At 50.1% G+C, this 24,577-nt stretch carries 18 protein-coding genes and 4 tRNA genes; 16 read left to right on the top strand and 6 right to left on the bottom strand.

All coding sequences use genetic code 11. The annotated features are described in order from the left end of the window. Entirely contained in the window at window positions 1-936 is a 936-nt protein-coding gene (coaA, locus tag K6Q96_RS16045; protein ID WP_251876818.1) for a type I pantothenate kinase, read from the bottom strand. 208 nt (window positions 937-1,144) lie between these two features. Between coaA and K6Q96_RS16040 the strand changes: the two genes are divergently transcribed. The 13 genes from K6Q96_RS16040 (at window position 1,145) to rpoC (ending at window position 14,994) form a co-directional block, all read left to right on the top strand. Beyond that, window positions 1,145-1,220: transfer RNA gene (locus tag K6Q96_RS16040), tRNA-Thr, on the top strand. Window positions 1,221-1,241: 21 nt separating this feature from the next. Continuing rightward, window positions 1,242-1,326, top strand: a tRNA-Tyr gene (locus tag K6Q96_RS16035). Between the two features lie 40 nt (window positions 1,327-1,366). Beyond that, window positions 1,367-1,441: transfer RNA gene (locus K6Q96_RS16030), tRNA-Gly, on the top strand. Window positions 1,442-1,451: 10 nt separating this feature from the next. Further along, window positions 1,452-1,527, top strand: a tRNA-Thr gene (locus K6Q96_RS16025). Between the two features lie 110 nt (window positions 1,528-1,637). Beyond that, entirely contained in the window at window positions 1,638-2,822 is a 1,185-nt protein-coding gene (tuf, locus tag K6Q96_RS16020) for an elongation factor Tu (protein ID WP_251876817.1), read from the top strand. A gap of 220 nt (window positions 2,823-3,042) precedes the next feature. Beyond that, the gene (secE, locus tag K6Q96_RS16015) at window positions 3,043-3,414 is read left to right on the top strand and encodes a preprotein translocase subunit SecE (protein WP_002542047.1); all 372 of its coding nucleotides are present in this window, start codon (window positions 3,043-3,045) and stop codon (window positions 3,412-3,414) included. A gap of 10 nt (window positions 3,415-3,424) precedes the next feature. Beyond that, window positions 3,425-3,970 (top strand): transcription termination/antitermination protein NusG, encoded by a 546-nt coding sequence (gene nusG / locus K6Q96_RS16010; protein WP_002542046.1) that lies wholly within the window; start codon window positions 3,425-3,427, stop codon window positions 3,968-3,970. A gap of 124 nt (window positions 3,971-4,094) precedes the next feature. Next, window positions 4,095-4,523 carry a 50S ribosomal protein L11 gene (gene rplK / locus K6Q96_RS16005; RefSeq protein WP_002542045.1) on the top strand — a complete coding sequence of 143 codons (429 nt, stop codon included), beginning with the start codon at window positions 4,095-4,097 and terminating at the stop codon, window positions 4,521-4,523. Between the two features lie 4 nt (window positions 4,524-4,527). Next, window positions 4,528-5,232 (top strand): 50S ribosomal protein L1, encoded by a 705-nt coding sequence (gene rplA, locus K6Q96_RS16000; protein ID WP_251876816.1) that lies wholly within the window; start codon window positions 4,528-4,530, stop codon window positions 5,230-5,232. Window positions 5,233-5,465: 233 nt separating this feature from the next. Then, window positions 5,466-5,954 (top strand): 50S ribosomal protein L10, encoded by a 489-nt coding sequence (rplJ, locus tag K6Q96_RS15995; protein ID WP_002542041.1) that lies wholly within the window; start codon window positions 5,466-5,468, stop codon window positions 5,952-5,954. Between the two features lie 60 nt (window positions 5,955-6,014). Then, window positions 6,015-6,383, top strand: coding sequence for a 50S ribosomal protein L7/L12 (gene rplL / locus K6Q96_RS15990; protein ID WP_251876815.1), 369 nt, complete (start codon window positions 6,015-6,017; stop codon window positions 6,381-6,383). A gap of 228 nt (window positions 6,384-6,611) precedes the next feature. Then, window positions 6,612-10,637, top strand: a complete 4,026-nt coding sequence (rpoB, locus tag K6Q96_RS15985; RefSeq protein WP_251876814.1) for a DNA-directed RNA polymerase subunit beta — start codon at window positions 6,612-6,614, stop codon at window positions 10,635-10,637. Between the two features lie 142 nt (window positions 10,638-10,779). Beyond that, complete coding sequence (gene rpoC / locus K6Q96_RS15980; RefSeq protein ID WP_251876813.1) at window positions 10,780-14,994, top strand: DNA-directed RNA polymerase subunit beta'; 4,215 nt, start codon at window positions 10,780-10,782, stop codon at window positions 14,992-14,994. 223 nt (window positions 14,995-15,217) lie between these two features. On the opposite strand, the gene rsd is transcribed toward rpoC, so the two are convergent. After that, a complete protein-coding gene (gene rsd / locus K6Q96_RS15975) occupies window positions 15,218-15,697 on the bottom strand; it encodes a sigma D regulator (RefSeq protein WP_251876812.1) in 480 nt (159 codons plus the stop codon). Between the two features lie 142 nt (window positions 15,698-15,839). Between rsd and nudC the strand changes: the two genes are divergently transcribed. After that, window positions 15,840-16,598 (top strand): NAD(+) diphosphatase, encoded by a 759-nt coding sequence (gene nudC / locus K6Q96_RS15970; RefSeq protein WP_251876811.1) that lies wholly within the window; start codon window positions 15,840-15,842, stop codon window positions 16,596-16,598. Window positions 16,599-16,635: 37 nt separating this feature from the next. Here nudC and K6Q96_RS15965 read toward each other — a convergent pair whose 3' ends face one another. The 4 genes from K6Q96_RS15965 to K6Q96_RS15950 are packed head-to-tail and all read right to left on the bottom strand — an operon-like array spanning window position 16,636 to window position 20,802. Beyond that, window positions 16,636-17,739: an acetoin dehydrogenase dihydrolipoyllysine-residue acetyltransferase subunit gene (locus K6Q96_RS15965; protein ID WP_251876810.1), complete on the bottom strand. Its 1,104-nt coding sequence runs from the start codon at window positions 17,737-17,739 to the stop codon at window positions 16,636-16,638. After that, on the bottom strand, window positions 17,736-18,749 hold the full coding sequence (locus tag K6Q96_RS15960) for an alpha-ketoacid dehydrogenase subunit beta (RefSeq protein WP_251879665.1): 1,014 nt from the start codon (window positions 18,747-18,749) through the stop codon (window positions 17,736-17,738). Before K6Q96_RS15960 ends, K6Q96_RS15965 begins: the two co-directional genes overlap by 4 nt. A 14-nt stretch (window positions 18,750-18,763) precedes the next feature. Beyond that, on the bottom strand, window positions 18,764-19,753 hold the full coding sequence (locus K6Q96_RS15955; protein ID WP_251876809.1) for a thiamine pyrophosphate-dependent dehydrogenase E1 component subunit alpha: 990 nt from the start codon (window positions 19,751-19,753) through the stop codon (window positions 18,764-18,766). Next, window positions 19,750-20,802: an ATP-NAD kinase family protein gene (locus tag K6Q96_RS15950; protein ID WP_251876808.1), complete on the bottom strand. Its 1,053-nt coding sequence runs from the start codon at window positions 20,800-20,802 to the stop codon at window positions 19,750-19,752. Before K6Q96_RS15950 ends, K6Q96_RS15955 begins: the two co-directional genes overlap by 4 nt. Window positions 20,803-21,111: 309 nt before the next feature. Here K6Q96_RS15950 and K6Q96_RS15945 point away from each other — a divergent pair, with 309 nt between their 5' ends. Together K6Q96_RS15945 and hemE are read left to right on the top strand one after the other, a co-directional pair. After that, window positions 21,112-22,998 carry a sigma-54-dependent Fis family transcriptional regulator gene (locus K6Q96_RS15945; protein ID WP_251876807.1) on the top strand — a complete coding sequence of 629 codons (1,887 nt, stop codon included), beginning with the start codon at window positions 21,112-21,114 and terminating at the stop codon, window positions 22,996-22,998. A gap of 231 nt (window positions 22,999-23,229) precedes the next feature. After that, window positions 23,230-24,294: a uroporphyrinogen decarboxylase gene (gene hemE / locus K6Q96_RS15940; RefSeq protein WP_251876806.1), complete on the top strand. Its 1,065-nt coding sequence runs from the start codon at window positions 23,230-23,232 to the stop codon at window positions 24,292-24,294. Window positions 24,295-24,577: the final 283 nt, after the last annotated feature.

Genomic DNA, 24,577 nt, shown 5'->3' with positions numbered 1-24,577 from the left:
CTATTTCCGAACTTTAACGGTTTGAACAGCGTGGTTGGTTCCTTTCTGGAGAATTAAGCCAGCACGCTCGCGCGTAGGGAGAATGTTCTCTTCCAGGTTCTTGCCGTTAATCTCTTCCCAAATACCTGATGCTGTCTGCACCGCTTCATCATGCGAAAGCTTGGTGTAGTGGTGGAAATAGGACGTTGGGTTCTGAAACGCACCTTTACGGAACGCCATAAAGCGCTCGATATACCAGGTTTTCAGCAGTTCGCTGTCGGCATCAACATAGATAGAAAAATCTAAGAAATCTGAGATGAAAACGCGATGAGGGTCGTGCGGGTAATCCATACCACTTTGCAATACATTCAGACCTTCCACGATCAAAATGTCCGGCTGTTGGACGACTTTGGTATCTTCAGTAATGTCATAGACCAGATGCGAATAGACGGGTGCTTCGACCCGCGATTTCCCTGATTTCACATCTGCAACGAACTGCACCAGACCTCGGATATCGTAAGACTCTGGGAACCCTTTTTTCTTCATTAATCCACGTTCATTGAGGATCTTGTTGGGATGAAGAAAACCATCAGTGGTGATGAGCTCGACTTTTGGGTGCTCAGGCCAGCGTTCCAGTAGTGCTTTTAGCAAACGTGCAGTTGTACTTTTTCCGACCGCTACGCTGCCAGCAATACCAATCACATACGGAACATTATTGTCTTTTTGCCCCAAAAAGTGCTCAAGGACTTGGGTGCGGCCTTTTCGTGCCTTGACGTACAAATTCAGCAATCGCGAAAGTGGGAGGTAAATATCCCGCACCTCATTCATCGTTAAATGCTCGTTAATACCACGGAGCTTTTCGAGATCGGCCTCGTCAAGCGTCATTGGCACTGAGTCGCGCAATTCTGACCATTGCTCACGGTCGAACGACAAATATGGAGTTAGTAAATCACTCATGCTCTGGATGAATCTGTGTGTTAAGGAGAGCGACAATACCTTATCGATGCGTTTTGTGGAAGTATGGAGGGAATTTAACGCTGCGCCATCTAGCTAAAAAACGGAGAAAATTGGTGAATTAATGCTCCATAAGATCTTATTTAGGTGAAATTTTCAATTTACCTATTGCAACGCTAAAAATCATTGAATAGAATGCGCAGCACTTGTCGCCGGCTTAGCTCAGTTGGTAGAGCAACTGACTTGTAATCAGTAGGTCGCCAGTTCGATTCCGGCAGCCGGCACCATTACGACAAAAAAAACAATTTGGTGGGATTCCCGAGTGGCCAAAGGGATCAGACTGTAAATCTGACGGCTCCGCCTTCGAAGGTTCGAATCCTTCTCCCACCACCATTATTTCAAATAGTTTGAATAGCTCTACGAGAAACTGAAAGCGGGCATCGTATAATGGCTATTACCTCAGCCTTCCAAGCTGATGATGCGGGTTCGATTCCCGCTGCCCGCTCCAATCTTATAGTGCTGATATAGCTCAGTTGGTAGAGCGCACCCTTGGTAAGGGTGAGGTCCCCAGTTCAAATCTGGGTATCAGCACCACTCTTTCTCCCCAAAGTTACTTCAAGCCATTTGTCATATACTCAACAAAAATCCGTTTGTTGTATGTGTGGTCGTTAAACCACCAAAATACCGTGCTTAGAGGGACTGTCATGTCTAAAGAAAAATTTGAACGTACGAAACCGCACGTTAACGTTGGTACTATCGGCCACGTTGACCACGGTAAAACCACTCTGACTGCAGCAATCTGTACTGTACTGTCTAAAACTTACGGCGGTTCAGCGCGTGACTTCGCATCAATCGATAACGCGCCAGAAGAGCGCGAGCGTGGTATCACTATCTCTACTTCACACGTAGAGTACGATACTCCAACTCGCCACTACGCACACGTAGACTGCCCAGGACACGCTGACTATGTTAAAAACATGATCACCGGTGCTGCGCAAATGGACGGTGGTATCCTGGTTGTTGCGGCAACTGACGGTCCAATGCCACAAACTCGTGAGCACATCCTGCTGGGTCGCCAGGTTGGTATTCCATACATCCTTGTATTCATGAACAAGTGTGACATGGTTGACGACGAAGAGCTGCTTGAGCTGGTTGAGATGGAAGTTCGTGAACTGCTGTCTGAGTACGAATTCCCAGGCGACGACTGCCCAGTTATTCAAGGTTCTGCACTGGGTGCACTGAACGGCGAAGCTGAGTGGGAAGCGAAAATCGTTGAGCTGGCAGAAGCACTGGATTCATACATCCCAGAGCCAGAGCGTGCGATCGACAAGCCATTCATCCTGCCAATCGAAGACGTATTCTCAATCCAAGGCCGTGGTACTGTTGTAACGGGTCGTGTTGAGCAAGGTATCGTTCGCGTAGGTGACGAAGTTGCTATCGTAGGTATCAAAGAGACTACCACTACTACTTGTACTGGCGTTGAGATGTTCCGTAAGCTTCTTGACGAAGGCCGTGCAGGTGAGAACGTTGGTGTTCTGCTGCGTGGTACTAAGCGTGACGAAGTTGAGCGTGGTCAAGTACTGGCTAAGCCTGGTTCTATCACTCCTCACACAACTTTCGAGTCAGAAGTATACGTTCTGTCTAAAGACGAAGGCGGCCGTCATACTCCGTTCTTCAAAGGCTACCGTCCACAGTTCTACTTCCGTACGACTGACGTGACCGGTACTATCGAACTGCCAGAAGGCGTTGAGATGGTAATGCCAGGCGACAACATCCAAATGGTTGTAACTCTGATTGCACCAATCGCGATGGACGAAGGTCTGCGCTTTGCAATCCGTGAAGGCGGCCGTACTGTTGGTGCGGGCGTTGTTGCTAAAATCGTCGAATAAGATTTGACGACGGACTAGCAAAAAGGGCATCATTTGATGCCCTTTTTCTGCGCCAAATCTTTGGATTGAACTTTTTTTCACCGATTTGCCGCAGTGAACATTGTTTTAGGGATAAGAAAATAGACGATCATATGAATCTAAAGCTATTTTCCTTGTTCTTTTACCTCGCTGACGCGAGGTTGTTGTCGTCTATGAAGTAGACTAGTTACAGGTAGAATGTATGAAAGCGAATGCTGAAGCCCAAACCGGGTCAATGGACGCCCTGAAATGGGTTGTGGTCTTTGCCTTATTGGCCGTAGCGGTAGTGGGAAATAGCCTGTACAGTGATATGTCTGTCGTGCTACGAGCTGCAGCTGTAGTTGTGTTGGTCGCCGCCGCTGGTGGTGTTGCCGCACTGACTGCCAAAGGTAAAGCAGCGATCACCTTTGCACGTGAATCGCGTATGGAAGTGCGTAAAGTGGTATGGCCTACTCGCCAGGAAACTTTGCAGACCACTCTCATCGTTCTGGCTGTCACTGTCGTCATGGCGCTCATCCTGTGGGGCATCGACGGAATCATGGTCCGTCTGGTCCGCCTATTCACTGGCGTGTGAGGTTAACTACATGAGCGAAGCTCCAAAAAAACGTTGGTATGTTGTTCAGGCTTTCTCTGGCTTTGAAGGCCGTGTAGCGAAGTCGCTGAAAGAACATATCAAAATGCACGAGATGGAAGACTTCTTTGGTGAGGTACTGGTACCGACCGAGGAAGTAGTTGAAATGCGCGCAGGTCAGCGTCGCAAGAGCGAGCGTAAGTTCTTCCCAGGTTATGTTTTGGTTCAGATGCTGATGAACGATGAGTCATGGCACCTGGTGCGTAGCGTACCACGTGTAATGGGCTTCATCGGCGGTACACCAGATCGCCCAGCGCCGATTTCTGATAAAGAAGCAGACGCTATCTTGAACCGTCTGGAGAAAGCGAGCGAATCGCCAGTACACAAAACTGTGTATGAAGCGGGTGAAGTTATCCGTGTTACTGAAGGCCCATTTGCGGACTTCAACGGTGTGGTAGAAGAAGTCGATTACGAAAAGAGCCGCTTGAAGGTATCTGTCTCTATCTTCGGCCGTGCAACACCGGTAGAACTGGAATTCAGCCAAGTAGAAAAATCCTGATCATTTTTTGCTCGGTAACAGTTGCGAGGGGCGCGAAATTTGAATACAATTTCGCGCCCTTTTGTTAAACGGGGAGTCTGCTTGTCGAAAGTAGACGTTTGAACCCAAATTTAGGTATTTAGTAATGGCTAAAAAAGTAGAAGCTTACATCAAGCTGCAAGTTGCAGCTGGTATGGCTAACCCAAGTCCACCAGTTGGTCCAGCTCTGGGTCAGCACGGCGTGAACATCATGGAATTCTGTAAAGCGTTCAACGCACGTACAGAATCTCTAGAGAAAGGTCTGCCAACTCCAGTAGTTATCTCTGTATACAGCGACCGTTCTTTCACTTTCGAAATGAAGACTCCACCTGCAGCAATTCTGCTGAAGAAAGCAGCAGGTATTAAGTCTGGTTCAGGCCGTCCTAACACTGAGAAAGTTGGTACTGTTACCGACGCTCAGATCCAGGAAATCGCTGAAACTAAAGCGAAAGACATGACTGGTGCAGACATTGAAGCGATGAAACGCTCAATCGCTGGTACCGCTCGTTCAATGGGTCTGGTAGTAGAGGGTTAAGACAATGGCAAAACTGACTAAGCGCATGCGCGTAATCCGCGAGAAAGTTGATGTGACTCGTGAGTACGACATCAACGAAGCTGTTGCTCTTCTGAAAGAACTGGCTACTGCTAAATTCGTTGAAAGTGTAGACGTTGCTGTTAACCTGGGCATCGATGCACGTAAATCAGACCAAAACGTTCGTGGCGCAACTGTACTGCCACACGGTACTGGCCGTGACATCCGCGTAGCGGTATTCACTCAAGGTGCGAACGCTGAAGCTGCTAAAGAAGCGGGTGCTGACATCGTTGGTATGGAAGACCTGGCTGAGCAAGTTAAGAAAGGCGAAATGAACTTCGACGTAGTTATCGCATCTCCAGATGCAATGCGCGTTGTAGGTCAACTGGGTACTATCCTGGGTCCTCGCGGTCTGATGCCAAACCCGAAAGTTGGTACTGTAACTCCTAACGTTGCTGAAGCAGTTAAGAACGCTAAAGCTGGTCAGGTTCGTTACCGTAACGACAAGAACGGTATCATCCACACCACCATCGGTAAGGTTGACTTCGACGCTGACAAGCTGAAAGGTAACCTGGAAGCTCTGCTGGTAGCTCTGAAGAAAGCTAAGCCTTCTTCAGCAAAAGGCGCTTTCATCAAGAAAGTAAGCATCTCTACCACTATGGGTGCAGGTGTTGCGGTTGACCAGAACACTCTGGACGCACAATCAAACTAATTGCTTGAGGCGATGAGTTGCTGTACAATTCGTCGCTTCAAATTTATGGCTAAGTTCGGCTTGCTGAACTTCGTCCAAGACCGTAGGCGTCTTACATAAGTAAGACTTAATCGTTACCTACGTAGACGGTGCCAGGAACATGATAGATATATTTCTTTCTTGGATCTGCGCCGTAATTACTCTCCTGCTGTGAAGCAGCGAGTGGTGTAAAAACAATCCAGGAGCAAATCCAAATGGCATTAAATCTTCAAGACAAAAAAGCAATTGTTGCTGAAGTCAACGAAGCTGCCAGCGGTGCCCTGTCTGCAGTTGTAGCTGATTCTCGCGGCGTAACAGTTGGCGCGATGACTTCTCTTCGTAAACAAGCGCGTGAAGCGGGTGTTTACATGAAAGTTGTTCGTAACACACTGGCTCGTCGTGCAGTAGACGGTACTGACTACGAATGTCTGAAAGACATTTTTGTTGGTCCTACACTGATTGCGTTCTCTACTGAGCACCCAGGTGCTGCAGCGCGTCTTTTTAAAGACTTCGCGAAAGAGAACAAAGATTTCGAGATCAAAGCTGCTGCATTCGAAGGCGCGCTGACTAACGCTGACGTACTGGCAACGCTGCCAACTTACGACGAAGCTATCGCACGTCTGATGATGTGCATGAAAGAAGCGTCTGCTGGCAAGCTGGTTCGCACTATCGCGGCTGTTCGCGATCAGAAAGAAGCTGCGTAATTCGCATTGCTTTTTACTGGTTGCTATTTAAACTAATTGTTGACTTTAAAGAGAATTGTTATGTCTATCACTAACGAGCAAATCCTAGACGCAGTTGCAGAAATGTCTGTAATGCAAGTTGTTGAACTGATCGAAGCTATGGAAGAGAAGTTCGGTGTTTCTGCTGCTGCAGCAGTTGTTGCTGGCGGCGCAGCTGCTGGTGAAGCTGCAGAAGAGCAAACTGAATTCGACGTAATCCTGACTGCTGCTGGTCCAAACAAAGTTGCAGTAATCAAAGCAGTTCGCGGCGCGACTGGTCTGGGTCTGAAAGAAGCGAAAGCAGTTGTTGACGGCGCTCCAGCACCTCTGAAAGAAGCTGTTTCTAAAGAAGAAGCAGAAGCTCTGAAGAAAGATCTGGAAGAAGCTGGTGCTTCTGTTGAAGTTAAGTAATTATTGCTTAGCTTCTTAGCCTGAAAAGGCTAATGGCTGGTGGCTAAATAGCCACCGGCCTTTTTGCGCTGTAGGGCAGTGGTGAATTTTGCACCCCGTTTAGTCACTGCTGACCATGCAAATACATCGGAATTAACCCTCTGATGTTCCTACAGTAAACGGTGGTTATTAGTTACTGTCCCTCAGTCTGGACAGTTTGGGTCACTTATCAGCGAGCTGAGGAACCCTATGGTTTACTCTTATACCGAGAAAAAGCGTATCCGTAAGGATTTTGGTAAGCGTCCTCAAGTTCTGGACGTGCCATACTTGCTGTCGATCCAGCTTGATTCTTTTGAAAAGTTTATCGAGCAGGATCCAGAAGGGCAATACGGTCTTGAAGCTGCCTTTCGCTCTGTCTTTCCGATTCAGAGCTACAACGGCAATTCCGAGCTGCAATACGTTAGCTATCGTCTCGGTGAGCCAGTTTTCGATGTTAAAGAATGTCAGATCCGTGGCGTAACTTACTCTGCACCACTGCGCGTTAAACTGCGCCTGGTGATGTTTGACAAAGATGCACCTGCTGGCACCGTAAAAGACATCAAAGAGCAAGAAGTCTACATGGGTGAAATTCCACTCATGACGGACAATGGTACCTTTGTTATTAACGGTACTGAGAGGGTTATCGTATCCCAGCTGCATCGTAGCCCGGGCGTCTTCTTCGACAGCGATAAGGGTAAAACCCATTCCTCAGGTAAAGTGCTGTATAACGCGCGTATCATTCCATACCGTGGTTCATGGTTGGACTTTGAATTCGATCCTAAGGACCTGCTGTACGTACGTATTGACCGTCGTCGTAAGCTGCCTGCATCGATCATCCTGCGTGCGTTGGAATACACTACCGACCAGATCTTGGACATGTTCTTCGAGAAAGTTGTTTTCGAAGTTCAGGGCAAGTCACTGGTAATGGAATTGGTACCTGATCGTCTTCGTGGTGAAACTGCGAGCTTCGATATTGAAGCTGACGGTAAGGTATACATCGAGCAAGGTCGCCGCATCACTGCGCGTCACATTCGCCAGCTCGAAAAAGACGGCGTGAAACAAATTGACGTCCCTGTTGAGTACATCGTCGGCAAAGTTGCTGCACGTGACTACATCAACGAGGAAACCGGTGAGATCATCGCGGGTGCTAACCAAGAGCTGAGTCTGGAAACTCTGGCGCTTCTGTCTCAGGCTGGTCACAAGCAGATCGAAACCCTGTTCACCAACGATCTGGATCACGGCCCGTACATGTCTGATACCCTGCGTATCGACAGCACGACTGACCGTCTGACCGCGTTGGTTGAAATCTACCGTATGATGCGTCCTGGTGAGCCACCAACGCGTGAAGCAGCAGAACAGCTGTTCGAAAGCCTGTTCTTCTCAGAAGATCGTTACGATCTGTCTGCGGTAGGCCGTATGAAGTTCAACAGCTCCCTGACTCGTGAAGAAATGACCGGTCCGGGCGTACTGAGCCACGATGACATCATTGAAGTAATGCGCAAGCTGATCGATATCCGTAACGGTATCGGTGAGGTGGACGATATCGACCACCTGGGCAACCGTCGTATCCGTTCTGTTGGTGAAATGGCTGAGAACCAGTTCCGTGTAGGTCTGGTGCGTGTTGAGCGTGCGGTTAAAGAGCGTTTGAGCCTTGGCGATCTCGACAACGTGATGCCACAGGATCTGATCAACGCTAAGCCTATCTCTGCGGCGGTTAAAGAGTTCTTTGGCTCTTCTCAGCTGTCACAGTTTATGGACCAGAACAACCCGCTGTCAGAAGTCACGCACAAGCGTCGTATTTCTGCACTGGGTCCAGGCGGTCTGACGCGTGAACGCGCAGGCTTTGAAGTTCGAGACGTACACGCAACCCACTACGGTCGCCTATGTCCTATCGAAACGCCTGAAGGTCCAAACATCGGTCTGATCAACTCGCTTTCAGCGTTTGCGCGTACTAACCCGTACGGCTTCCTGGAAACGCCTTACCGTAAAGTTGTTGACGGTAAAGTGTCCGATGACATCGACTACCTATCTGCGATTGAAGAAGGTCAGTTCGTTATCGCGCAGGCAAACGCCGCGCTGAACGAAGACGGCTCTTTCACAGACGAATTGATCACTGCTCGTCAGAAAGGTGAATCAGGCCTGCACCCACGTGACCATGTTCAGTACATGGACGTTGCAACCAACCAGGTTGTATCTGTGGCGGCATCTCTGATCCCGTTCCTTGAGCACGACGATGCTAACCGTGCACTTATGGGTGCGAACATGCAACGTCAGGCAGTACCAACTCTGCGCGCTGATAAGCCGCTGGTAGGTACTGGTATTGAACGTGCAGTAGCGGTTGACTCGGGCGTAACAGCTGTTGCGAAACGCGGTGGTATGGTTCAGTCCGTTGACGCATCACGCATCGTTATTAAGGTTAATGAAGATGAGCTGGTACCAGGCGAAGCGGGTATCGACATCTATAACCTGACAAAGTACACCCGTTCTAACCAGAACACCTGTATCAACCAGCGTCCATGTGTGATGCCAGGCGAGCCTGTGCAGCGCGGTGACGTACTGGCAGACGGTCCTTCGACTGACCTGGGTGAACTGGCACTTGGCCAGAACATGCGTATCGCGTTCATGCCTTGGAACGGTTACAACTTCGAGGACTCCATCCTTGTATCTGAGCGTGTAGTACAGGAAGACCGCCTGACTACTATCCACATCCAGGAATTACAGTGTGTGGCGCGTGATACTAAACTGGGTAGCGAAGAAATTACTGCTGACATCCCTAACGTGGGTGAGGCTGCGCTGTCTAAGCTTGACGAATCTGGTGTTGTATACATCGGTGCGGAAGTGAAAGGCGGTGACATTCTGGTAGGTAAAGTGACGCCTAAAGGCGAAACTCAGCTAACTCCAGAAGAAAAACTGCTACGTGCAATTTTCGGTGAGAAAGCGTCTGACGTGAAAGACTCTTCTCTGCGTGTTCCTAACGGCGTATCTGGTACGGTTATCGACGTACAAGTATTTACCCGTGATGGTGTAGAGAAAGACAAGCGTGCGCTTGAAATCGAAGAAATGCAGCTGAAAGAAGCCAAGAAAGACCTGACAGAAGAGTTCTCTATTCTAGAAGGTGGTCTGGTAGCTCGTGTTCGTGGCGTACTGGCAAATGCTGGTTACAGCCAAGACAAACTGGCGAACATGGATCGTCAGGCGATGCTTTCTCAGACTCTTGACGACGAAGCACTGCAAACTCAGCTGGAGCAACTGGCTGAGCAGTACGACGAACTGAAAGCTGACTTCGATAAGAAGTTCGACACCAAACGCCGTAAGATCACTCAGGGTGACGATCTGGCACCGGGCGTCCTTAAGATTGTTAAGGTATACCTGGCTGTTAAACGTCGCATCCAGCCTGGTGATAAGATGGCGGGTCGTCACGGTAACAAGGGTGTTATCTCTAAGATCAACCCTGTTGAAGACATGCCGTATGACGAAACCGGTGAGCCAGTAGATATCGTACTGAACCCACTCGGTGTACCGTCTCGTATGAACATCGGTCAGATCCTTGAAACCCACCTTGGCCTGGCGGCTAAAGGTATTGGTAACAAGATCAACAAGATGATCAAAGAGCAGCAAGAACTGGCGAAATTCCGTGAGTTCCTGCAGAAGGTTTACGATCTGGGTGACACGCGTCAGAAAGTGGACATCAGTACGCTGACTGACGAAGAAGTGCATACGCTGATCAAGAACCTGCGAAGCGGTCTGCCAATCGCAACCCCTGTGTTCGATGGTGCACCAGAGCCGGCAATCAAAGAACTGTTGAAACTGGGTGACCTGCCAGAATCTGGCCAGCTGAACCTGTTCGACGGTCGTACTGGTGAGAAGTTTGAGCGTCCTGTAACTGTTGGTTACATGTACATGCTGAAACTGAACCACTTGGTTGACGATAAGATGCACGCCCGTTCTACCGGTTCTTACAGCCTTGTTACTCAGCAGCCGCTGGGTGGTAAAGCTCAGTTCGGTGGTCAGCGTTTCGGTGAGATGGAAGTGTGGGCGCTGGAAGCATACGGCGCAGCATACACCCTGCAGGAAATGCTGACTGTTAAGTCGGATGACGTGAACGGTCGTACGAAGATGTATAAGAACATCGTCGACGGCGATCACCGCATGGAACCGGGTATGCCGGAATCTTTCAACGTACTGCTGAAAGAAATCCGCTCGTTGGGTATCAACATCGAGCTGGAAGACGAATAAGCCTAGGCTTGTTTGCACTTCCCAGCGTAAAACGAGATGCAGCAATAAGGCTGCATCTCAAATACAAAGGGAATTTCCGGTATCAATATGAAAGTGCAGAGTGTCTGCACTTTTATGGGTCAACTCCTCACAGGAGCCGAATGTGAAAGACTTACTTAAGTTTCTGAAAGCACAGCACAAGACCGAAGAATTTGATGCAATCAAAATCGGTCTTGCTTCACCAGACATGATCCGTTCATGGTCTTTCGGTGAAGTGAAAAAGCCAGAAACCATTAACTACCGTACCTTTAAGCCTGAGCGTGACGGTCTGTTCTGTGCACGTATCTTTGGCCCGGTAAAAGACTACGAATGTCTTTGTGGTAAATACAAGCGCCTGAAGCACCGTGGCGTGATCTGTGAAAAATGTGGTGTTGAAGTTACTCAGACCAAAGTACGTCGTGAGCGTATGGGTCACATTGAGCTGGCTTCACCTGTTGCCCACATCTGGTTCCTGAAATCACTGCCTAGCCGTATCGGTTTGCTGATGGACATGCCTCTGCGTGACATCGAGCGTGTTCTGTACTTCGAATCATACGTTGTGATCGAACCAGGCATGACCGATCTTGAGCGTAGCCAAATGCTGTCTGAAGAACAGTATCTGGACGCGTTGGAGCAATGGGGTGATGAATTCGACGCTCGTATGGGTGCCGAAGCAGTGAAAGCCCTGCTGGCGAACATGGACCTCACAGCTGAAGCTGAACTGATGCGCGAAGAGCTGGAAGAAACCAACTCTGAAACCAAGCGCAAGAAAATCACCAAGCGCCTGAAGCTTGTTGAAGCATTCCTGCAGTCTGGAAACAATCCTGAGTGGATGATCCTGACTGTTCTTCCAGTACTGCCGCCGGATCTGCGTCCGCTGGTACCACTGGATGGCGGTCGTTTCGCGACATCAGATCTGAACGATCTGTACCGTCGTGTTATCAACCGTAACAACCGTCTGAAGCGCCTGCTGGATCTGGCTGCACCTGACATCATCGTACGTAACGAAAAACGTATGCTGCAAGAGTCAGTTGATGCCCTGCTGGACAACGGTCGTCGTGGTCGTGCCATTACTGGTTCGAACAAGCGTCCTCTGAAGTCTCTGGCTGACATGATCAAAGGTAAGCAAGGTCGCTTCCGTCAGAACCTGCTTGGTAAGCGTGTAGACTACTCTGGCCGTTCGGTAATCACCGTTGGTCCATACCTGCGTCTGCACCAGTGTGGTCTTCCTAAGAAGATGGCACTTGAGCTGTTCAAACCATTTATCTACGGCAAGCTGGAAGCTCGTGGTCTAGCGACCACCATCAAAGCGGCTAAAAAGATGGTAGAGCGCGAAGAAGCTGTCGTATGGGATATTCTGGATGAAGTTATCCGTGAACACCCAGTACTGCTGAACCGTGCGCCGACACTTCACCGTCTGGGTATCCAGGCGTTTGAGCCAGTGCTCATTGAAGGTAAAGCAATCCAACTGCACCCACTCGTTTGTGCGGCATACAACGCCGACTTCGATGGTGACCAGATGGCTGTTCACGTACCTCTGACACTGGAAGCACAGCTAGAAGCGCGTGCTCTGATGATGTCGACCAACAACATCCTGTCTCCTGCGTCCGGTGATCCAATCATCGTACCTTCTCAGGACGTTGTATTGGGTCTGTACTACATGACCCGTGAGAAAGTTAACGCGAAAGGTGAAGCACTTTACCTGTCTGGCCCTGCGGAAGCTGAAAAAGCATACCGTACTGGCAGCGCAGAACTGCACGCACGCGTTAAGGTTCGTATCAAAGAAGTGCTGTTCGACGAAATGGGTAACCGCTCTGAGAAAATTGAGCTGGTGGACACCACTGTCGGTCGTGCAATGTTGTGGCAAATCGTGCCTGAAGGCCTGCCATACAGCATCGTTAACCAGGCGCTGGGCAAGAAGCAAATCTCTGCTCTGCTGAACACCTGTTACCGTGCACTGGGTCTGAAAGATACCGTTATCTTCGCTGACCAAATCATGTACACCGGTTTCGCTTATGCGGCACTGTCTGGTGTATCTGTTGGTATCGACGACATGGTTATCCCACAGGCGAAATACGACCTGATCGAAGCAGCAGAAGCTGAAGTTGCTGAGATCCAGGAGCAGTTCCAGTCTGGTCTGGTTACTGCTGGCGAACGTTACAACAAAGTTATCGATATCTGGGCTGCAGCGAACGAACAAGTTGCTAAAGCGATGATGGATAACCTGTCTTTTGACACCGTGATTAACCGTGATGGTGAAGAAGAAGAGCAGAAGTCGTTCAACAGCGTATACATGATGGCCGACTCAGGTGCTCGTGGTTCTGCTGCACAGATTCGTCAGTTGGCGGGTATGCGTGGTCTGATGGCGAAACCAGATGGCTCGATCATCGAAACGCCAATCACCGCAAACTTCCGTGAAGGTCTGAACGTACTTCAGTACTTCATTTCGACGCACGGTGCACGTAAAGGTCTTGCGGATACAGCACTGAAGACTGCGAACTCCGGTTACCTGACCCGTCGTCTGGTAGACGTAGCTCAAGACGTTGTGGTTACTGAAACTGACTGTGGTACCTCAGAAGGTATCAACATGATGGCAGTTATCGAAGGTGGTGACGTTAAAGAAGCACTGCGTGAGCGTGTTCTGGGCCGTGTGGTTGCAGAAGACGTACTCAAGCCAGGTACTGATGAAGTACTGGCGCCACGCAACACCCTGCTTGATGAGAAGTGGTGTGACATCCTGGAGCAAAACTCTGTTGACCAGGTGAAAGTGCGTTCTGTCGTAACCTGTGAAACTGACTTCGGTTGTTGTGCAAACTGTTACGGTCGCGACCTGGCTCGTGGTCACATTGTTAACCACGGCGAGTCTGTTGGTGTTATCGCGGCACAGTCAATCGGTGAACCAGGTACCCAGTTGACGATGCGTACGTTCCACATCGGTGGTGCGGCATCTCGTGCGGCAGCAGAAAGCAGCATCCAGGTGAAGAACAACGGTTCTATGCACCTGCACAATGCGAAGTTCGTTACCAACAACGCTGGCAAGCTGGTGATCACTTCACGTGCATCTGAGCTGACTATCGTTGATGAGTTCGGCCGTACCAAGGAAAGCTACAAGCTGCCTTACGGTTGTGTACTGAACAAGCTGGATGGCGATGCAGTTAACGCGGGCGAAACAGTGGCTAACTGGGATCCGCACACCATGCCGATCATCACTGAAGTAGAAGGTCGTATCGAGTTCGTTGACATGATTGACGGTGTAACCGTTCAACGTCAAACGGATGAACTGACCGGTCTGTCTTCAATGGTTGTTCTGGACGCTGCAGAGCGTACGTCAGCGGGTAAAGACATGCGTCCTACCGTTCGACTGCTTGATGCATCTGGTAACGCTGTGGTGATCCCAGGTACTGATATGCCTGCACAATACTTCCTGCCTGGTAAAGCAATTGTCCAGCTTGAAGACGGTGCAAACGTAGGCGTGGGTGATACTCTGTCTCGTATTCCTCAGGAATCTGGCGGTACGAAAGATATCACCGGTGGTCTGCCACGCGTTGCGGACCTGTTCGAAGCTCGTAAGCCTAAAGAGCCTGCAATTCTGGCAGAGATCACGGGTGCAGTTTCCTTCGGTAAAGAAACGAAAGGTAAACGCCGCCTGATCATCACGCCAACTGACGGTTCTCCATACGAAGAGATGATTCCTAAGTGGCGTCAGCTGAACGTATTTGAAGGTGAGAAGGTTGAGAAAGGCGACGTCATCGCCGATGGTCCAGAATCTCCACACGACATTCTGCGTCTTCGTGGCGTGCGTGCGGTAACTGAGTACATCACTAACGAAGTACAAGACGTTTACCGTCTGCAGGGCGTTAAGATTAACGATAAGCACATCGAGACTATCGTTCGTCAGATGCTGCGCAAAGTAACTATCCTGTCTTCAGGCGACTCTGAGTTCCTGGAAGGCGAGCAGGTAGAATACTCTCGCGTAACTATCGCGAACCGTATGCTGGAAGCAGAAGGCAAACAGCCTGCAAGCTTCGAGCGTGATCTGCTGGGTATCACCAAAGCGTCTCTGGCAACTGAATCGTTCATCTCTGCGGCGTCGTTCCAGGAAACGACCCGCGTACTGACCGAAGCAGCTGTATCTGGCAAGCGCGACGAACTGCGCGGCCTGAAAGAGAACGTAATCGTTGGTCGTCTTATCCCTGCGGGTACCGGTTTTGCTTACCACAAGTCGCGCCAAGCGCGTCGCAACGTGGTAGAAGAACCAGTAGCTCCGCAAATCGATGCTGAACAAGCATCTCAGGATCTGGCAGCACTGCTGAATGCAGGTCTGAGCGACGAGAACTAATCTCGCGTCATGACTGATAAAAGGCATCCTTCGGGGTGCCTTTTTTATTGCCTTATTTTCAATAAGTCAGAGACTATTTGCGAAGCGAGAAGCGAGAAGCGAGAAGCGAGAAGCGAGAAGCGAGAAGCGAGAAGCGAGAAGCGAGAAGCGAGAAGCGAGAAGCGGAGTCTGGAAAACCGGCTGACGAAATAACATCAACCGGAAGGCCTGGAAACGTTAGATATTAAGCGCCGGGAGGAATTGCTAAGCTGTCCGCAATCAGCTGGATCAGCATGTCTTCTTTTTCGAAGCGCACTTCCATAATTTCACCAACAGTAGAAATGTCGCTGTCAAAACCCGCGAAATTGTCGTCATCTAAGACAAATCCACTGTACTTGTCATTGAAGTTCAGAAGGGGCTCTGTCGTTTCTACTATGTGTAAGTAGAGACCATCAATCTCTTCGTTGGTTGAGAAACCAGTGGCTTTCCAACGCTCCATAACCATGTCATAGATTTTGAAGTGACCGGCGGAGATATAGTCCACCAAGGCTTCACAGAATCGATTCAATTCTTCTTCGGTTGGCAGACAGTTTTTATTGTTGCCAGAAAGGCCAGCTACTTTGCAGTACTGAACCAGCAGTTCCTGTCTTAACGTTAACCAGTAATCGATCACATCACTGTAACCGCCCCACTGTTGTTGTGCTTTTTCGAGTTTATTAAGCATGACCACGTTCCTCATGATCAGCGCACCTGAGCGCTTTTATAGGATTACAGCCATATCAATCAGGCCATCAATTGTCTAACATCAGGTTACTGATTTTAGAGTGCCTCAAATCGCGCGGCCAAGCAAGGATCGAAGTGTTGTTATGTCTGATCAAAAAGATCTTGTATATCTGTGTTGTGTAATCGACGGAAAACTCTGGCTGACGGATCACAACCTGCCACTTATTGCTAAAAATCAATTGGATAAATGGGTAAAGGCAAGCTATGCCATAGGACACTTTGATGGGCATGAGGTTGTGTATGCACATAAGCACCACAATGCATTTGAAACTGAGTTGGACGGGTTGAGGTCTTTGTTACACCTGCCCGGGGAGCTGTTCAATCTCGCTGGGCGTGCGATTCAGATTGATTACATGCGTGATTCTCAGGTGTTTTGCAGTCGCTGTGGCAGTAAGAACCGCTTTGAGCCGTCTCATCCGGCGATGGTATGTGATGCCTGTAAGACGGTTCATTATCCACGGGTTTCACCCTGTGTGATTGTGGCTGTGAAAAAGGGTGATCAAGTTCTGCTGGCCCATCATCCACGCCATAAAAACGGTATGTACACAGTGATTGCCGGGTTTGTCGAAGTGGGAGAGACGCTGGAGCAATGTGTTGCCCGTGAGGTGAAGGAAGAGACAGGAATAGAAGTCAGTAACATCCGCTACTTTGACAGCCAGCCTTGGGCTTTTCCTTCCAATCTGATGATGGGGTTTGTCGCAGACTATGAGAGCGGTGAGATTAATCCGGACTATGAAGAGCTTACGGACGCGCAGTGGTTTGATGTCGATGACTTGCCGCTGGTGGCACCGGAAGGGACCATTGCCAGACGCTTAATTGAAGCGGTCAAGGTGCAGAATTAAGGGATGCAGAACATCCCTTTTTAGTGGTTACCGAAACCTATTGGGTGTGGGAAAGGATGAGGGCATTGACTGCTACTGCTTGCTCCATCTGCACCATATGCCCAGCCCCTGCGAGAACGTGCACTTCTGCATTGCTGATGTTTGAAGCGTGCGAAGCAGGGATTACCGCATCTGACTCGCCCCAAATCACAAGCGGTGACGGAATCGTATCTGAGTCCAGCGCAACGCTTTGGGTGCCATCAACAAAAAGTTGATCGGCGAGCGTGTTCAGTGAGGTTTTGACTCCATCAAGCCGTTTGTATTTGAGCACATCATCGACCAGATTACGCGTGACCAAACTGCTGTCTGCAAAAAGCAGCTGCAAGACAGGTTTTAGGGTTTTCCGGCTTTCTGAATCGACAAAGCCGCGGATGTAGTTGTTGTTGATGTCTTTCCCAAGGCCTGCGCTGCCAATCAAAGTCAGCGAAGCGACTTTATTGGGATGGAGCCTTGCGAGTTCACCACTGATAAGCCCGCCCATCGAATGACCGACCAGATGGGCTCTCTCAATATCGAGCTTGTCCATCACAGTCACGACGGTGTTGATGAGGTCGTTAAACTGCACATCTGCTGAAATCGCTGACTGCCCGTGGTTTGGAAGATCAAGCGTCAGCACAGGGGCTTTTTCGGCAAGGGCATCCAGATTAAACAGCCAGTTGTCCAAGTCGCCACCAAAGCCATGTATCAGTACATAAGGCGTCCCAGAGGCGTCTGCATTCAAATGACTGTAGCGAATACTGCCAGCATCAGTGTCGATAAAAGCATAGGCTGAGGCCGCTTCTTCCTCGTCTCCTTCTTCGGAGGAGGGCTGAACAAAGGCGGCGACATAGGCATCGATTTCTTCGTCTGTCACCTCTGGTGGCGCAAGTACACCAAGTAGAGCTTGAACTGAATAGACGTCACCTTCCTCAGCGACCTTGCGTCTCAGGAGCCCGGCATCCGGCGCTTCCACCTCGCTGGCAATCTTGTCGGTTTCCACATCCATGATCACCTGACCGACTTCAATGGTGTCCCCTTCGTCGACATGCCAATCAGTGAGGGTACCTTCCTTCATGGAAAGTCCCCATTTGGGCATCACCACAGGTATGATTTTCTCACTCATGTATTCGCTCCCATCGTTCGGTTTGCCGCGCTGACAATGTCGTCAACGGTCGGTACATAGATGTCTTCCAGTGATGGAGAGAAAGGCACGGGAGTGTGGGGAGGGGTCACCATGGCAATCGGTGCTTTTAGCGACGAGAAGGCCGACTCAGCCACCTGTGCAGAAACGTCCGCAGCGATTGAGCAGCGTGGGCTGGCTTCGTCGATACACACCAAGCGGCCCGTCTCTTCAACGCTTTCTAAGACCGTATCGATATCCAGCGGTGAGAGAGTACGCAAGTCAATCACCTCACATTGCACGCCTTGCTTGGCCAGTTGTTCAGCCGCTTCCAGAGCGCGGTTGACCGTCAGGCCATAAGAGACCAGGGTGACGTCTTTACCTTCACGAAGCACATTGGCTTCGCCAAAGGGTATGGCATAAGGCGTTTCCGGCACATCAGATTCGGTGGCATAGAGGTTTTTATGCTCGAGGAAGATCACTGGGTCATTGTCTCGGATGGACTGGATAAGCAGCCCCTTGGCATCATAGGCATTCGACGGACAAACCACCTTTAGCCCGGGAATATGGGTAAAAAGAGGCGTGAGCATCTGGCTGTGTTGTGCTGCAGCTCTAAAGCCAGCGCCGCACATGGCGCGGATAACAACTGGCGTTTCTGCCTTCCCGCCAAACATATAGCGGAACTTGGCGGCCTGGTTAAAAATCTGATCGAAGCAGACGCCCATAAAATCGATAAACATCAGCTCTGCGATCGGACGGAGCCCGCAGGTAGCAGCACCAATGGCAGCACCCACATAGGCACTTTCCGACAGGGGCGTATCCATCATTTGGTTGGGATGTTTGGCATAAAGCCCTTTGGTCACCCCGAGTACGCCGCCCCAGGCATCGTCTTCACCTGGTGCGCCGGTACCGCCGACAATGTCTTCGCCCATCATTATAACGTTAGGATCGCGGGACATTTCCTGGTCGATCGCTTCGTTAATTGCATCCTTAATTGATAGTGTTCTGGCCATCATCACTCTCCTTGTTATTCTGAATAGCTGACGTAAACGTCGGTCAGTAGGGCACTGGCTGGTGGTTGTGGCGCATCAATCGCTGCGAGAACGGCATCTTCGATAAGTGCGGCCACTTCGCCATCAATGGCGTTGAATTCGTCAGCGTTGATAAGGCCAGTTTCTTCCACACGTTGGCGGAAGAGTTTCAGACAGCAGCGGTTGGTGCGGATATCTTCCACTTCGCCGTCAGCGCGGTAGGTCTGGGCATCCCCTTCAAAGTGGCCAAAGAAGCGCACCATTTTGCATTCCAGCATCGAAGGGCCACCGCCGTTTCTGGCGCGTTTGATGACTTCTCCTGCGGCTTCATAAACAGCGAAGAAATCCGTGCCATCGACAGTGACGCCCGGCAGGCCAAAGCCAGTTGCGCGGTCGACATAGGAGTCACAGGCTACTGCCCAATCCACGGAGGTTGATTCCGCATAACCGTTGTTTTCAATCACAAAAATGGTGGGAAGTTGCCAGACGGCAGCAAGGTTTAAGCTTTCCAGAAAGGTGCCCTGGTTGGATGCGCCATCACCGGTAAAGCTGATGCCCACACCGCCATGGCCAAGGTGTTTTGCGGCAAGGGCAGCGCCACATACTAATGGGGAGCCAGCACCTAGAATGCCGTTGGCGCCCATCATGCCTTTGGATAAATCCGCAATGTGCATTGAACCGCCTTTGCCGCGACAGGAGCCGGTTTCCTTGCCATAGATTTCCGCCATCATGCCGTGTACGTCGACGCCTTTGGCGATGCAGTGGCCATGCCCGCGGTGGGTCGAGGCTATGCGGTCGTTGTCATTCAAATGCATCATGATGCCAACGGCCGTGGCCTCTTCACCCGCATAGAGGTGGACAAAACCCGGGATGTCGCCACGGGAAAAGTCGACGTGCAAGCGCTCTTCGAAATCACGGATGGTTTTCATCATCCGGTATGCGTCCAGCAACTGTTCACGAGAGAGTGGAAATGGATTATCACTCATGAGTTTCTCCTTGATGTTGTCGTTGTGTGTGTCGAGGGGAAGCGAAGCAGGCCATGCTCAGCGGCAAAGGCCATACAGCGCGGCACATCGACTGTGTTGAAAGCGTCATGTTTGAGGGTGACCGAAACTTGATCGTCAGGGCCAAATGGCAGCTCCCGCTCGCCGTCGAGGGCGAAAGAGCCCTGCTGGTTGACAGGCGTAATGAGTAAATCGGGTTCAAAAAGCTGGCTGTGCCCAATATGAACTGGCGTCAGTAATCCCGGAGCGAGTGGTGCATTGACGGAATAAATTGCGTCTTGTGGGCTGGTAAACGTAAGGCGCATGCCTACAGGTGCTTTTCGGGTGATGGGTTGGATTAATCCGGCAATGGAAGAAAGCCCAATCAGTGAGGGGGCGGCAAAGGTCACAAACAGCTCCCGAAGGCTTTCTGGTCGCCAGACGGCGCGGGCACCGATAAAACGTTCTTGAACGACGGCTGCATCGACAAGGGCTATATCACGGGTCTCGTTGACCATGATTTCCAGTAGTTTGTTAGCTTCAAATGCCTGTGATGGAGGAATTTTTCCTGACACTGCAAGACCTGTAGCGATGCCAGTGATGGTTGGTTCTGTCAGCGGAGGAAAGGCGTTATTGGTCCCGCTGGAAACGCCAGAGATGGGAATGTTTCCGCAGGCTTTGACCACCAGACGGTGAGTACCGTCACCGCCAAGAACGACAATCGCGGAAACACCAAGGTCGCGCATGGCATGGCTGGCATCAAGGGTATCCTGCGCCGTGGATGAAACAGGCATGGAGAGCCAACGGACATCTGGCATCCGAAAGTTATCCAGAGAAGCCTGATTTAGTCCACGTTCTATATGCGTTCTAAGGCCTGCCCTCTCCGGCATCATTACCACATGATCAACACCACCCTGCGCGAGTCCTGCCAGAATTCGCAGCACCATGTTTGCTCTGTCAGTGAGCTGCAGGTTGGCGCCTTTGGCGATCACCCGGCGAATGTCGCGGGCAGAAATGGGATTGGCAATGATCCCTACCGTCAATCCAGTCACAGTTAATCCTCACTCTTGGCTGGTGGAAGGGACTGAACAAGATGCATGCCAAGTGGTGATGCGGAAAATATTCATAAATATCATGACCCTATCGTTTTTGTTTTTGTGGTGATGTGTGGCGCTGATGCCCCGGCGTGCAACAGGTGTGGCGTGATCAGGTAGTGGATGTCACAGGAAAATAAATTCTGTGTTGTGAGTGAGAAATAGGAGCAGGAAAGTCGGCTTTACCGTTGTACAGAGTTGTATGACTGTTTTGTTGTTGATTAATAATTGATCAAATGACAGGGGCGGTAGCATACGGCAGTCACTATGCGAGTCAGTGAACACATCAAGGAAGTGCAAAGCGTTATTGAGGGGAGTCAAACATCCCGTGACGATGTTATTGCCACGTCTTGGACAAGGTGTATCGACGATTATCATCTTGATCCTGTCGTGATGCAGGAGGCATATATTGTTCCCCATACCCAGCTCAAGGAACATCGTGAACGGCTCGATAAGCTAATTCGCACGGCAAAGTACGGGCTCGATGCTTTGTATCATCAGGTGGCGGATCACGGTTATGTGTTGATGCTGACAGATGCTGAGGGCGTGACGGTCGATTATCAGGGAGATGCATCACTCACCTGGGAGCTGAAAAAAGCTGGGCTCTACCTCGGGGCAGAATGGTCTGAAGCGCGGGCGGGCACCTGCGGAGTCGGTTCTTGCATCTATACTGGTGAAGCGTTAACTGTACATCAGAGTGATCACTTTGATGCTACGCATTCGCCACTTTCCTGCACAGCAGCACCGATTTACGATGTAGATGGTTCATTAGCAGCGGTGTTGGATATCTCTGCGCTCCATAGCCCCGAACCCAAAGCCAGTCAGGCGCTAACCTTGCAACTCGTCACTTCCTGCACTCGTCGCATTGAAATGGCGGCACTGATGAATACCTTCCGGAAGGAATGGGTCATCCGGCTCAGCCAATCTCCCGCGTTTTTAGATGTGGATCCTGAATGTGCCATGGCGGTAGATGCCGAAGGAAGGATCATTGGAATGACACATAGTACCCAACGCCTGCTTTCACGGATTAAAGGCAATGACTGGCGGCAACCACGCGCACTATTGGGTTGTTCGCTGTCGGACTTTTTCAATCTCGATATCAACGAGCTTCCCGCGCTCAGTCGAGCACTTCCCACGGAAGAAAGATTGCTGGCTACCATTCATGGTGATTTGTGGTTTGCCCATGCTATAGCCCCGCAGCCTTCTTCAATACGGCGGCGTAAAAAAGTCGTGAGTGGCAGCTTGGCATCGCTTTATGGTGATGATGCCAAGATGGCGGATTTGGCAATCAAAGCGACCACGCTATCAATGTCGGATTTGCCACTTCTGCTGAACGGGGAAACCGGTACTGGGAAAGAATTTTTGGCCAAAGCCATTCACGAGAGTTCGTCACGTAAATCCGGCCCTTTCATTGCTATTAATTGTGCGGCCATCCCTGAAAGTCTGATTGAAAGTGAGCTCTTTGGTTATGCAGACGGTGCCTTTACCGGCGCGCGCAGCAAAGGCAAAAGAGGGCTGATTGAGCAGGCCAACAACGGCACCCTGTTTTTGGATGAAATTGGGGATATGCCTTTGTCGCTTCAGGCCAGATTGCTTCGTGTTTTAGCAGAAAGGGAATTGCTGCCCGTCGGCGCAACCAAGGCTATCCCTGTCTCTTTCCGGGTGCTTGCGGCAACACATAAATCCTTACCTGAACTGGTGAAAAACGGCAGTTTTCGTGAAGACCTTTTCTATCGTATCAATGGTGCCACCCTTACGATTCCTTCGCTCAGAGAGCGAAGCGATATTCTCTGGCTTGCAGAAATCTTGATCACCAAACTGGTTGATCGCACTGTCTGTGTTTCAGTCTCTGCCGGTCACATACTTGAGCGGTATGACTGGCCAGGCAATATTCGAGAACTGGAAAATATGCTGCAGTTTGCGCTGGCCTTTTGTGAGGGAAATGAGCTGTTGCCTGAACACCTTCCTGAGCAGTTGTTAAACGCAAAGCGCCTGACTTTTAGGGAAGCTGAATCTGCCGGAGGAACGCTTGAGGTACTCGAAGCCTGTGGTTGGAACATTTCGAAAGCGGCGAAAGTAATGGGTGTCGATCGCTCAACGGTACATCGGCGAATCAAAAAAGCGGGTATTAAGCGCCGATATGACACGGATTGAGTCGAAAACAAGCAAAAAAAACCCGCCGTAGGGAGGCGGGAGTAAGATGCGATTATGGGTAGTGTCTGTCAGACATTTTGTTATTTGTGCAAATATTTAACATGTCATTAAAGATCCGGCAAATGTACGGTATCACTAGAGACAATATTTATGATCGCCTCCACAAAGGGTGTCTTTTGTTGTCCTCAGAGGGTGGTACAATACCGCCACCAAACTTGCAGGATGTAGACAATGACAGAACTAAAGAATGACCGTTATTTGCGTGCGCTGTTGAAGGAACCGGTAGATTACACACCGGTATGGATGATGCGTCAGGCTGGCCGCTATCTGCCTGAGTACAAGGCAACCCGCGCTGAAGCTGGCGACTTTATGTCATTGTGTAAAAATGCTGAACTGGCTTGTGAAGTGACCCTTCAGCCACTGCGCCGATACGATCTGGACGCGGCTATCCTGTTCTCCGATATTCTGACCATTCCAGATGCGATGGGTCTGGGTCTTTACTTCGAAACCGGTGAAGGCCCGAAATTCGAGCGCCCAATCACCTGTAAAGCTGACGTGGAAAAAATCGGTCTGCCAGATCCGGAAGGTGAACTGCAATACGTGATGAATGCAGTTCGTACTATCCGTAAAGGTCTGGAAGGTAAAGTGCCGCTGATTGGTTTCTCTGGCAGCCCATGGACATTGGCGACTTATATGGTTGAAGGCGGCAGCTCAAAAGCCTTTACCAAAATCAAAAAGATGATGTACGCCGAACCACAAACCCTGCATCTGTTGCTGGATAAGTTGGCAGACAGTGTGATTGACTACCTGAACGCACAAATCAAAGCGGGTGCGCAGTCAGTGATGGTCTTTGATACTTGGGGTGGTGTGCTGACCCCACGTGATTACAACGACTTCTCGCTGCAATACATGCACAAGATTGTTGATGGCCTGATCCGTGAAAACGATGGCCGTCGTGTACCGGTCACCCTGTTCACCAAAAACGGCGGTATGTGGCTAGAGAAAATTGCCGCAACAGGCTGTGATGGTGTGGGTTTGGACTGGACCATTGATATGGTAGACGCTAAGCGGCGTATCGGTGACAAAGTTGCGCTGCAAGGCAACATGGACCCATCCATGCTTTACGCATCACCAGAGCGTATCCGTCAGGAAGTGGCGACGATTCTGGAAGGTTTCGGTGATGGTACTGGCCATGTGTTCAATTTGGGTCACGGCATTCACTTGGACGTACCGCCTGAAAATGCAGGCGTGTTTGTGGATGCGGTACACGAGCTTTCCAAGCCTTACCACAAGTAACACAGTATACGTTTATTAAGGCCAGCAGATGCTGGCCTTTTTCGTTTCTATCGTCCTGTACAGGGTTCATCAGGAATTTTCCTAAGAAAGCTGTACATGACATCTATTTCATTTAAAAACAAATGATTAGATAGTTCGCTCTTTCGTTTTAAAAATGGTGTACAGGTTAAAGCTGTTTGACTTGCTAAATGCTGAGCGAATTATTGAGGAACGAATTTTCTTCGTTATTTTACCAAAATCTTATCAGTTAGGTTCACCGGGAAAATTCCTCGCAAAGCTGTAC

The organism is Grimontia kaedaensis (assembly GCF_023746615.1).
Taxonomy (GTDB): domain Bacteria; phylum Pseudomonadota; class Gammaproteobacteria; order Enterobacterales; family Vibrionaceae; genus Enterovibrio; species Enterovibrio kaedaensis.
This window is presented reverse-complemented; position numbering and strand designations above follow the sequence as displayed.

Bases quoted from the DNA above. Each gene is read 5' to 3' on its own strand.
- K6Q96_RS15945 (WP_251876807.1), top strand. From the start codon at position 21,112: ATGCGAGTCAGTGAACACATCAAGGAAGTGCAAAGCGTTATTGAGGGG.
- rplA (WP_251876816.1), top strand. From the start codon at position 4,528: ATGGCAAAACTGACTAAGCGCATGCGCGTAATCCGCGAGAAAGTTGAT.
- K6Q96_RS15960 (WP_251879665.1), bottom strand. From the start codon at position 18,749: ATGGCCAGAACACTATCAATTAAGGATGCAATTAACGAAGCGATCGAC.
- nusG (WP_002542046.1), top strand. From the start codon at position 3,425: ATGAGCGAAGCTCCAAAAAAACGTTGGTATGTTGTTCAGGCTTTCTCT.
- rplJ (WP_002542041.1), top strand. From the start codon at position 5,466: ATGGCATTAAATCTTCAAGACAAAAAAGCAATTGTTGCTGAAGTCAAC.
- rsd (WP_251876812.1), bottom strand. From the start codon at position 15,697: ATGCTTAATAAACTCGAAAAAGCACAACAACAGTGGGGCGGTTACAGT.
- rplK (WP_002542045.1), top strand. From the start codon at position 4,095: ATGGCTAAAAAAGTAGAAGCTTACATCAAGCTGCAAGTTGCAGCTGGT.
- tuf (WP_251876817.1), top strand. From the start codon at position 1,638: ATGTCTAAAGAAAAATTTGAACGTACGAAACCGCACGTTAACGTTGGT.
- rplL (WP_251876815.1), top strand. From the start codon at position 6,015: ATGTCTATCACTAACGAGCAAATCCTAGACGCAGTTGCAGAAATGTCT.
- K6Q96_RS15965 (WP_251876810.1), bottom strand. From the start codon at position 17,739: ATGAGTGAGAAAATCATACCTGTGGTGATGCCCAAATGGGGACTTTCC.
- coaA (WP_251876818.1), bottom strand. From the start codon at position 936: ATGAGTGATTTACTAACTCCATATTTGTCGTTCGACCGTGAGCAATGG.
- secE (WP_002542047.1), top strand. From the start codon at position 3,043: ATGAAAGCGAATGCTGAAGCCCAAACCGGGTCAATGGACGCCCTGAAA.
- hemE (WP_251876806.1), top strand. From the start codon at position 23,230: ATGACAGAACTAAAGAATGACCGTTATTTGCGTGCGCTGTTGAAGGAA.
- rpoB (WP_251876814.1), top strand. From the start codon at position 6,612: ATGGTTTACTCTTATACCGAGAAAAAGCGTATCCGTAAGGATTTTGGT.
- K6Q96_RS15955 (WP_251876809.1), bottom strand. From the start codon at position 19,753: ATGAGTGATAATCCATTTCCACTCTCTCGTGAACAGTTGCTGGACGCA.
- nudC (WP_251876811.1), top strand. From the start codon at position 15,840: ATGTCTGATCAAAAAGATCTTGTATATCTGTGTTGTGTAATCGACGGA.